This is a genomic window from Curvibacter delicatus NBRC 14919 (assembly GCF_001592265.1).
Lineage (GTDB): Bacteria > Pseudomonadota > Gammaproteobacteria > Burkholderiales > Burkholderiaceae_C > Hylemonella > Hylemonella delicata.
This window is the reverse complement of sequence record NZ_BCWP01000028.1, coordinates 38,420-48,490: the sequence shown is the minus strand read 5'-3', so window position 1 is coordinate 48,490 and position 10,071 is coordinate 38,420. Positions and strand designations below refer to the sequence as shown.

At 67.0% G+C, this 10,071-nt stretch carries 9 protein-coding genes; 5 read left to right on the top strand and 4 right to left on the bottom strand.

Annotated elements, in window-relative coordinates; translation table 11 throughout:
- Together CDE01S_RS13290 and CDE01S_RS13285 are read right to left on the bottom strand one after the other, a co-directional pair.
- On the bottom strand, window positions 1-1,030 hold a 1,030-nt coding region (locus tag CDE01S_RS13290), incomplete at its 3' end, for an MCP four helix bundle domain-containing protein (protein WP_174525468.1).
- 334 nt (window positions 1,031-1,364) lie between these two features.
- A complete protein-coding gene (locus tag CDE01S_RS13285) occupies window positions 1,365-1,928 on the bottom strand; it encodes a phosphoribosyltransferase family protein (RefSeq protein ID WP_066708358.1) in 564 nt (187 codons plus the stop codon).
- Window positions 1,929-2,157: 229 nt separating this feature from the next.
- Between CDE01S_RS13285 and amrB the strand changes: the two genes are divergently transcribed.
- Genes amrB through CDE01S_RS13265 form a run of 4 tightly spaced genes read left to right on the top strand, consistent with a single transcriptional unit; the run spans window position 2,158 to window position 5,324 of the window.
- A complete protein-coding gene (amrB, locus tag CDE01S_RS13280; protein WP_066708356.1) occupies window positions 2,158-2,979 on the top strand; it encodes an AmmeMemoRadiSam system protein B in 822 nt (273 codons plus the stop codon).
- Complete coding sequence (gene amrA, locus CDE01S_RS13275) at window positions 2,966-3,550, top strand: AmmeMemoRadiSam system protein A (RefSeq protein ID WP_066708353.1); 585 nt, start codon at window positions 2,966-2,968, stop codon at window positions 3,548-3,550. Before amrB ends, amrA begins: the two co-directional genes overlap by 14 nt.
- Window positions 3,547-4,641, top strand: a complete 1,095-nt coding sequence (gene amrS, locus CDE01S_RS13270; RefSeq protein ID WP_066708350.1) for an AmmeMemoRadiSam system radical SAM enzyme — start codon at window positions 3,547-3,549, stop codon at window positions 4,639-4,641. Before amrA ends, amrS begins: the two co-directional genes overlap by 4 nt.
- A gap of 32 nt (window positions 4,642-4,673) precedes the next feature.
- Window positions 4,674-5,324, top strand: a complete 651-nt coding sequence (locus CDE01S_RS13265; protein WP_066708360.1) for a dienelactone hydrolase family protein — start codon at window positions 4,674-4,676, stop codon at window positions 5,322-5,324.
- Window positions 5,325-5,496: 172 nt separating this feature from the next.
- Here CDE01S_RS13265 and CDE01S_RS13260 read toward each other — a convergent pair whose 3' ends face one another.
- Window positions 5,497-6,120: a phosphoribosyltransferase gene (locus CDE01S_RS13260; RefSeq protein WP_066708344.1), complete on the bottom strand. Its 624-nt coding sequence runs from the start codon at window positions 6,118-6,120 to the stop codon at window positions 5,497-5,499.
- A gap of 28 nt (window positions 6,121-6,148) precedes the next feature.
- On the opposite strand from CDE01S_RS13260, the gene rocF reads away from it, so the two are divergent.
- Window positions 6,149-7,060 (top strand): arginase, encoded by a 912-nt coding sequence (gene rocF / locus CDE01S_RS13255; RefSeq protein WP_066708342.1) that lies wholly within the window; start codon window positions 6,149-6,151, stop codon window positions 7,058-7,060.
- On the opposite strand, the gene CDE01S_RS13250 is transcribed toward rocF, so the two are convergent.
- Entirely contained in the window at window positions 7,055-10,042 is a 2,988-nt protein-coding gene (locus tag CDE01S_RS13250; RefSeq protein ID WP_066708341.1) for an L-glutamate gamma-semialdehyde dehydrogenase, read from the bottom strand. The two genes, rocF and CDE01S_RS13250, sit on opposite strands and share 6 nt — an antisense overlap.
- Window positions 10,043-10,071: the final 29 nt, after the last annotated feature.

Below are 10,071 nucleotides of genomic sequence, written 5' to 3'. Positions count from 1 at the left end.
CCACCACCTCGCCGCCTTGCACGGCCACCGTGCTGGCGCTTTGCGCCAGTTGGTTGGCCTGGCGGGCGTTGTCGGCGTTCTGCTTGACGGTGGAACTCAGCTCCTCCATCGAAGCGGCGGTTTCTTCCAGTGCACTGGCCTGAGACTCGGTGCGGGCCGACAGATCGTTGTTGCCTTGGGCGATTTCGCTTGACGCGGTGGCGACGGATTCGGAACCTTGACGCACAACTGACACCGTGCGAACCAACGCTTCCTGCATGCGTTTTACGCCCGCCATCACGCTGTCCTGATCACCCGATCGCACGGCAATGGTCTCTGTGAGATCGCCGTCGGCAATTCGATTCACGACACGTGAAACGTCGTGCGGCTCCGCCCCCAGTTCGCGACCGATCTGACGCGTGATCTGCCAGGCAATCAAGGCGCCCACCACAGCCATCGTCAATGCCAAACCCAGTGCGAACCAGGCGCTGGCGGCCGCCGTCGAAGCGCCTTCCTCGGCCAGCTTCTGCGCAGTGTCAAAGCGCAGCTGGATTGAATCCTCCACCGCCTTGAACAGTGCAATACGCTTATCGCGCGCGGTGAACAAGGCCTTGTCAGCACCTGCCGTGTCACCTTGCATGGCCAACTCCATGACCTGCGCCGCGATTTGTTCGTAGGCATTGCTGTGCTCCTTGATGGCTGCGAGCAAAGTCTTGCCTTCCTGTGTGTTGGTCACCTTGTCGATCTCGGCAATCAACTTCTCGTTGTCAGCCTTGTTCTTCTCGACCATGCCGCGGAACCGGGTCTTGAGCTCGGGGTTGGTGCTGATCATGATGTTGCGCAAATTCAACGCTGCCACGTTCAGGCTGTCCTTGAGTTGCATGAACTGACGCATCTGCGTCATCTGCTCGCTGGACATGATCTTCAGATCGGAGGCCAGGCTGTTCATCTTAAAAGTGGCCGCCAAGGCGATGACCACGCCCAACGCGATCACGACACCAAATCCCAGCGCCAAGCGCTGACCAACTTTGATCTTCTTTGTGTTCGACATGTTTCCTACCTCGTGTTAATCGCTTTTGCCAACAATCCCGGCGTGGCAGCCCCAAGTCGGCGCTGCCCGTGAGTGTCTTGATGTCCAGCAGGATCAGCTTGATCTTCTCGGCCCCATCAGCACAGCCACTGTCTTCGACTCTCTTTGAAAGGAAACAGAGACTGACAAATGGAAATGCGTCATGGCAGCTTGAAACCCAAACTCATACCGCACCCGTTAGCCACGCTGATCTTGTCCATGATCAGCTCACCCACTTGATTCAAAAATATCAATTTGATCAAATTTTAGGTGTTCTGCCGATTTTGGTCAACCTTTGTGGGTTCTACTTTTCCACTCAGCCGGCCTCTGGCTGTACCAGCACGATCTGGAATACCGGCTCGAAGGGTGGCACATGGCATTCCACGATATGGTTCGGCGCGACCTGTAGCTTGAGGCCGGCCACATCGGCATGAATGGGCAACGTGGTGCAGACGCGATCCACCAGCACCGCCGTCAGGATCTGACTACCGCCTTTGGCCAGCAAGTACTGCACCGCCTTGTTCAGGGAAAAGCCCTTGTACAGGACGTCATCCACCACCACGATGACGCGACCTGTCAGGTCAATGTCGGCGTGCTCGGGCTGCTCGGTGAGCCGGGTCTCGGGATGCAGCAACGTCAGGTCGTCGGCGTAACGCTTGATCAGCAGGTCGAGCCGCGCAATGTCGGCACCGGGCAGCAAAGTCTGCAGCCGCACCAACAAACCGTCTGACAACGGGGCGCCACGACGGCGCACCCCCACCAACGTGACGCCGGCCGCACCATGCAGCCGGGGCATCAGCGCCACGGCCATGGCGTCGAGCACGCGTTCCAGTGCGGCGGTGTCGTAGATCGTCGTCTGCTGTCCTGCGGGTGATGTCATCGGTCACTCCTTGCATTGCCTGGCTGGCCCAGCCAGAACGCCGTGCCCCAGCCATGGGTCGCCGGATGGTAGCAGTTGGCAGCAGTCATGACGGCTGCCTGACACGCATCAAGGGCTTGTCAAACTGGCCGCTGGCGCAGTACCGTTCATCGCCCACGGGCCTTGCGGCGCTTGATTACGAGCCGGCCGGCCTCACGTCCCACACAGGAAATTCTCAAGGGAGCCACGCATGCCAGCTGTCCGCCAACCCGCCGTCGCCGGCACCTTTTACCCCGGGCAGGAGCAGCCCCTGGCCGGCTCTGTCGCCAGCCTGCTGGCTGCGGCCCACGCCGAGACGCCGGTCGATGCCACTGGCGCTGCGCCAAAGGTGCTGATCGTGCCGCACGCGGGTTACATCTACTCCGGCCCCATGGCCGCGCGGGCCTATGCCCGGCTCGCCGGCGTTCGCGCCACGATCCGGCGTGTCGTGCTGCTCGGCCCGGTGCACCGCGTGCCGGTGCGCGGCTTGGCGCTGCCGGGCGCAAGTGCTTTTGCCACGCCGCTGGGCGAGGTTGAAGTCGATCAGGCGGCCGTGGCCCAACTCGCCCCGCTACCTCAGGTGGTGCTCAGCCCCGCCGCTCATGCGCTGGAGCACTCGCTGGAAGTGCAACTGCCCTTTTTGCAAACCGTGCTGGACGACTTCCAGCTGTTGCCGCTGGCCGTGGGCGATGCCACCCCGACCGAAGTGGCGCAGGTGCTCGAAGTCCTGTGGGGCGGACCGGAAACGCTGATCGTGATCAGCTCCGACCTCTCGCACTACCTGCCCTACCGCAGCGCCCAAGCCACCGATCAGGACACGGTGGAGCGCATCCTGGCGCTGCGCGGCCCGCTCACGCACGAGCAGGCCTGCGGCGGCACCCCCATCAATGGCCTGCTGCTGGCCGCGCGCCAGCACCACCTGCAGCCCCAACTGCTGGGCCTGTGCAATTCCGGCGATACCGCCGGCGACAAACAACGCGTGGTGGGCTATGCCGCCATCGCCTTCACGGAGCCGCACCATGGCACCCACTGAGCTGCACCCCAAAGCCGGGGCCACCTTGCTGCCGCTGGCCCGCGCCACGATTGCGCGGGAGCTGGGGCGGCCGCAGAACGTAGATGAATCGGCACCCTGGCTGGAGGCCCCCGGCGCCTGCTTCGTCACGCTGACGCAGCACGGCGAACTGCGCGGTTGCATCGGCTCGCTGGAGGCGCATCGCGCCCTGCTGGCTGATGTCAAAGCCAATGCGCTGGCCGCCGCCTTCCGCGATCCGCGTTTTGCACCTCTGGCCGCGCACGAGCTCGACCACACCGAGGTCGAAATCTCGCTGCTGTCGCCCATGCAGGCGCTGAGCTTCGACAGCGAAGCCGAAGCACTGGCGCAGTTGCGTCCCGGCATCGACGGCCTGGTGTTCGCATTCGGCGCGCGGCGCAGCACCTTCCTGCCGCAGGTGTGGGAACAGCTGCCCGAGGTGCAGGATTTCATGGCCCAGCTCAAGCGCAAGGCCGGCCTGCCGGCGAGCTTCTGGCACGGCGAGGTGCGCCTGCAGCGCTACACGGTCGCCAAGTGGAAGGAAAGCGAGCTGCGGCTCGCCGATGCCGCATGAACAGCCTGACACCGACCGATATCGACCGCTACCCGGCGCGCTGGTGGCACGCCATCGACGACGGCCGCCTGCAGTGCGACCTGTGCCCGCGCGACTGCAAGCTGCACGACGGCCAGCGCGGCGCCTGCTTCGTGCGCATGCGCGAAGGCGCGCAGATGATCCTGACCACCTACGGGCGCTCGTCCGGCTTCTGCATCGATCCGATCGAGAAGAAGCCGCTCAACCATTTCTACCCCGGCAGCAGCGTGCTGTCTTTCGGCACCGCCGGCTGCAACCTGGCCTGCAAGTTCTGCCAGAACTGGGACATCAGCAAGTCGCGCGACATGGACCGGCTGATGGACCAGGCCTCGCCCGAAGCCATCGCGCAGGCGGCCGCCGAGTCGGGCTGCAAGAGCGTAGCCTTCACCTACAACGACCCGGTGATCTTTGCCGAGTACGCCATGGACGTGGCCGATGCCTGCCATGCGCGCGGCGTGCAGACGGTGGCCGTCACCGCCGGCTACATGCACGCCCCCGCGCGGCGCGAGTTCTACGCCAAGATGGACGCCGCCAACGTGGACCTGAAGGCCTTCAGCGACGACTTCTACTTCAAGCTCACCGGCTCGCACCTGCAGCCGGTGCTCGACACCTTGGTCTACCTCAAGCATGAGACCTCAATCTGGTTCGAGATCACCACGCTGCTGATCCCAGGCCACAACGACTCGGACGAGGAAATCACGGCCATGTGCCGCTGGATCATGCGCGAACTCGGCCCCGACGTGCCGCTGCATTTCTCGGCCTTCCACCCCGACCACAAGATGCCCGACGTGCCGGCCACGCCGGCCGCCACGCTGGTGCGCGCGCGGCAGATCGCCTTGCAGCACGGCCTGCACTACGTCTACACTGGCAACGTGCGCCACCGCGAGGGCGACACCACGTACTGCCCGCACTGCCAGGCCGCGCTGATCGAACGCGACTGGCACCAGATCGTGCAGTACCGCCTCACGCCCGCGGGCCACTGCCCTGACTGCGGCACGGCAGTGGCAGGCCGTTTTGCCGAACAGGCCGGCAATTTCGGCCGTCGCCGCATTCCGATCGCCATTGGTATCTGATAGGTGCCTGACACGCAGGAGGCCAGACCATGATGAAGCCGGCGCTCGAACAGCTCGTCCACATCCCGGTGGATGGCGTGCAGATCGAAGGCATGCTGGAGTTGCCCGCCAACGCCCAGGGCATCGTGCTGTTCGCGCACGGCAGCGGCAGCAGCCGCCACAGCCCGCGCAACAACTTCGTCGCCAAGGAGCTGCACGCCCAGCATCTGGGCACACTGCTGCTGGACCTGCTGACCGTTGCCGAGGATCTGGACTACCAGACGCGTTTCGACATTCCGCTGCTGACGCACCGCCTGCTGGTGGCCACGCGCTGGGTCTTGCAACATCCGGCAACGCAGCGCCTGCCAATCGGCTACTTTGGCGCCAGCACCGGCGCCGCAGCCGCATTGCAGGCGGCAGCCGCCGTCAGCGACACCATCAAGGCGGTGGTCTCGCGCGGCGGCCGACCCGATCTGGCCGGCCACCACGACCTGGCCCGCGTGGCCGCACCCACCCTGCTGCTGGTCGGCGGGCACGACCCCGAAGTGCTGGAACTCAACCGCGAGGCCCATGCCCGGCTGCACTGCGAGAAGGAACTGTCGGTCATTCCCGGCGCCACCCACCTGTTCGAAGAGGCCGGCACGCTGGAAGAGGTGGCACGCCAGGCGGCCGCCTGGTTCAGCCGCCACTTGCGCGGACTCTGACGAACACCCCCAGGCTTGCTCGCTGCGCGTAGCCGCCACCCCCCTTGCAGGGGGCAACGCCAGTGGACCGGCGGAGCCGGTTCCACGGCGTTTCCCGGTTGGGGCATTTGGTGTGCGAAGTCGCACGGCGTTCCTGGGTTGGATTACCGCACGCCACCCGGTTCGCTGAAGGCTATTTCGCCTTGAGCAAGGCAATGACTTCCTCGTCCTCCACTTGCGGAAAGTGGCGGTAGAACTGGCCGACGGCCTGGAAGAATTCCGGCGCTTGCAGGCACACCACCTCGTCGGCCAGCTCGCGCACTTTTGCCAGCGTGTCGGGCGGTGCCACCGGCACGGCGCACACCAGCTTGGCCGGGTTTTGCTGGCGCAGGCCGTGCAGCGCCGCGATCATGGTGGCGCCGGTAGCCAGGCCGTCGTCGACGACGATCACCGTGCGCCCGGCCGGGTCGATGTGCGGCCGCAGCGGCGTGTACTGGGCGCGCCGCTGACGAATGGTCTCCAGCTGCTTGCGTTTTTCCTCGGCCAGGTGCTTGTCGTCGGCCCCCATGGACTCCGCAAACGGTGCGATGTAGGTCCAACCGCTTTCATCGACCGAACCGACGGCCAGCTCGGGCTGCCAGGGGGCACGCAGCTTACGCACCAGCACCACATCGAAGTCGCCGCCGAGCCGCTCGGCAATCAGCTTGGCCATCGGTACCGCGCCGCGCGGAATGGCCAGCACCAGAGGCTTCTTGCCCTGGTAGGCCTTCAAGCTGCCGGCCAACTGGTCAGCGGCCTCCTGTCGGTCTCGAAACATGCTGTCTCTCCCGCAAAAGCTTGCCACAATGGTAGCCACATTGAAGCACGACATCACCCTCATCGGCGCCCCGACAGATGTGGGCGCCGGCCGACCGGGCACCAGCCAGGGGCCGCAGGCGCTGCGCGCAGCCGGACTGGCGGCCGCCTTGCAGACGCTTGGCCGGCAGGTGCATGACGCCGGCGACCTTCGCGGCCCGCCCAACCCGCAGCAACCACCGCACGACGGCTACCGCCACCTGGACGAAGTGATTGCCTGGAATCACGCGGTGCACGATGCGGTGCTGGCCGAACTCTTGCAGGGCCGCCTGCCGCTGCTGCTGGGCGGCGACCACAGCCTGGCGATCGGCTCCATCAGCGCAGCAGCACGCCATTGCCGCGCCGTCGGCAAACGCTTGCGCGTGCTCTGGCTCGATGCCCATGCCGACTGCAACAGCCGGCGCACCAGCCCGAGTGCCAACCTGCACGGCATGCCGCTGGCCTGTCTGCGCGGTGTCGGGCCGGCGGCGCTCACGCAACTGAGCGGCACCGTGCCGGCCCTGGCGGCCGATGCCGTGCGGCAGATTGGCGTGCGCAGCGTGGACCCCGGTGAAGTGGCGCTGGTGCACGAGCTCGGCTTGACGGTGTTCGACATGCCAGCGCTGCACACACTCGGCATGCGCGAGGTCATGGCGCGCGCACTGGCCGGCCTGGATAAACATACCCACTTGCACCTGAGCTTTGACGTCGATTTCCTCGACCCTGGCCTGGCGCCCGGCGTGGCCACCACGGTACGCAACGGCGCCAGTCTGCAGGAAGCGCGGCTGTGCATGCAGCTGGTCGCCGCCAGCGGCCGGCTCGGTTCGCTCGAGGTGGTGGAACTCAACCCGCTGCTGGACCAGCACCAGCGCACGGCGGTGCTGGCGGTGGAACTGCTGGCCACCGCGCTGGGCACCTCATGAGAGGGCGGCCAGCAGCGCCGCATTGCCGCCGGCGGCTGCCGTGTTGACCGTCACGGTCTGCTCGGCGCAGAAGCGCACCAGGTAGTGCGGCCCGCCGGCCTTCGGTCCGGTGCCGCTCAAGCCCTCGCCGCCGAAAGGCTGCACGCCGACCACGGCGCCGATCATGTTGCGGTTGACGTAGACGTTGCCGATGTGCGCCGCCGCCGCCAAGCTTTGCGCCCGCGTGTCGATGCGGGTCTGCAGGCCAAGCGTGAGCCCGTAGCCGAGTGCGTTGATCTGCCCGATCACCGCCGCCGGATCGCCGCGCCAGCGCACCACCTGCAGCACCGGGCCGAAGATTTCGGTCTGCACCCGTTCGATCGCATCAACTTCGTAGATCGCCGGCGGCACCCAATTTGCTACTGAATTGATAGCTGCTTGCGCAACATCATCAAGGCGCAGTAGCACTTTTGCCTCGGCATCGAGACGCTGCAGCTGGCGCTGCAGGGTGTCGCAGGCCGCGCGATCGATCACCGGTCCGACATCGGTGGCCAGATCGGACGGCTCGCCCAGCACCAAGGCCTGCGCTGCGCCGCGAAGCATGTCGATCACGCCATCGGCAATCGCCTCGTGCAGACACAGCAGGCGCAGCGCCGAACAACGCTGGCCGGCGGAGCGGAAGGCGCTCTGCACCACCGCATCCACCACCTGCTCGGGCAGTGCGGAGGAGTCGACCAGCATGGCGTTGATGCCGCCGGTCTCGGCAATCAGCGGCACGATGGCACCCTCTTTCGCGGCCAGGGCGCGCTGGATGGTCTTGGCCACCGGCGTCGAACCGGTGAACACCACGCCGGCAATGCCGGGCAGCGCCACCAGTGCGGCGCCGACCGTCTCGCCCGGGCCGGGCAACAGTTGCAAGGCGCCGGCCGGTACGCCGGCGCCGTGCAGCACATCGACCATGGCCTGCGCCACGACCGGCGTCTGCTCGGCCGGCTTGGCCAGCACGGTGTTGCCGGTAACGAGTGCCGCTGCCACCTGGCCGGTGAAGATGGCAAGCGGGAAATTCCACGGGCTGATGCAGACCCAGACACCGCGGCCCCTCAGGCGCAACTCGTTGTGTTCGCCGGTCGGGCCGGGCAGCGGCACCGGCTGCAGGATGCGCTCGGCCTCGCCCGCGTAGTAGCGCAGGAAGTCCACCGCCTCGCGCACCTCGGCCACCGCGTCACCCCAGGTCTTGAACGCTTCCTGCACCAGCAGTGCGCAGAACTGCGGCAACCGGGCCTGCAGCGTCTCGGCGGCGCGGCGCAACACAGCGGCGCGCTCGGCCGCCGGCAAAGCGCTCCAGTTTTCATAGCTGTCGGCACTGATTTCATAAGCCCTGGAGGCTGATTTGGCATCAAACACCGGCACCTGCGGCAACACCAGCGCGGCATGCGCGGCCAGCAGCGGCGCGCGCATGGCGGCCACCGTCAGGTCCACGCCCAGACTGTTGGCACGTGCCGCGCCAAAGAGGTCGGACGGCAATGGCAGGGCCGGCGCAGCATGCAAGCGCAAGGGTGAGGCCAGCAGCGCCTGCAGGCTCAGCGCGTCATCGACGAGCTGGTGCACAAACGACGAGTTCGCCCCGTTCTCCAGCAGGCGGCGCACCAGGTAGGCCAGCAAATCGCGCTGCGTGCCGACCGGCGCATAGACGCGGCAGGCGATGCGCCGGTCTTGGAGCACCTCGCGGTACAGACCCTCGCCCATGCCGTGCAGCCTTTGCAGTTCGAACGCCGTCCCTTGGCGCCCAGCGAGTTGCAGCACGGCGGCGAGGGTGCCGGCGTTGTGGCTGGCGAACTGCGGGTAGACCGCGTCGCCGGCCTGCAGCAAGGCCTGTGCACAGGCCAGGTACGAGACATCGGTGTGCGACTTGTGGGTGAACACCGGGTAGTGCGGCAGGCCGAGTTCCTGGGCGCGCTTGATCTCGGCATCCCAGTAGGCACCCTTGACCAGGCGGCACATGATGCGCACCTGGTGGCGGCGCGCGATGGCCACCACCTGCTGCACCAACGCCAGCGCGCGCGTCTGGTAGGCCTGCAGGGCCAGCCCCAGGCCTGGCCACTGCGGGCAGTGTTGCGCCACCCGCGCAGCCAGCGCCTCGAAGACATCGAGCGAGAGCTCCAGCCGCTCCACCTCCTCGGCGTCCAGCGTCAGGTTGAGATCGGCAGCGGCGGCGCGCTGACACAACGACCAGACACGCGGCACCAGCTCAGCCATGACGCGCGCATGTTGTGCGGCCTCGTAGCGCGGATGCAGCGCACTGAGCTTGACCGAGATGCCGTCACGCTCGGCGCAGCTGGCCGCAGCAGCGAGGCGGTGCGCGGCGATGGCGTCGATCGCGGCGGCGTAGCGCGCCAGATAACGCTGCGCATCAGCCTCGGTGCGCGCGCCCTCGCCCAGCATGTCGAAGCTGAAGCGCAGCTGGCGCCCCGTAGCGCGCAGGGCTTCGGCGCGTTGCAAGGCCTGCCCCATGTCCTGCCCGAGTACGAACTGGCGCCCCAGCAGCTGCACCGCGCGCAGCGTGGCCGCCACCGCGGTGTGCCCCCCTAGGCGGGCCAGCAGGCCGCTCGCCTCGCCGCCCGGCAGCAGTTGCTTGGCGCGCCGGATGACGGCCGAAGACAGGCGGGCCGGCAGGCCGCCCTCAGGGTCGGCGGCGTTGGCGAAATCGGCCCGGCCCAGCTGGTCGGCGGTCAGCGCCAGCGCGGTCTCCCGGTCGGGCACGCGCAGCAGGGCCTCAGCCAGCCGCATCAGCGCCAGCCCCTCGGCGCTGGAGATCGGGTATTCCTGCAGCAGGCGCTCCATGGCCCAGAACGGCGGCGGCCGGTCGCGCACCGCCTGCACCCAGGGCTGGGCGGTGCGGACGACGGCCGGCCAGTCCAGCTGCGGGTCCAGGACCGCGAGACACTGGGCGACGATCTCGGCCTCGGGCCTGTAGGGGTTAGGCAGGCGGGCGGTGGTCGACATGGTTGGCGCTCCGTTTGGTGAATAGCGCC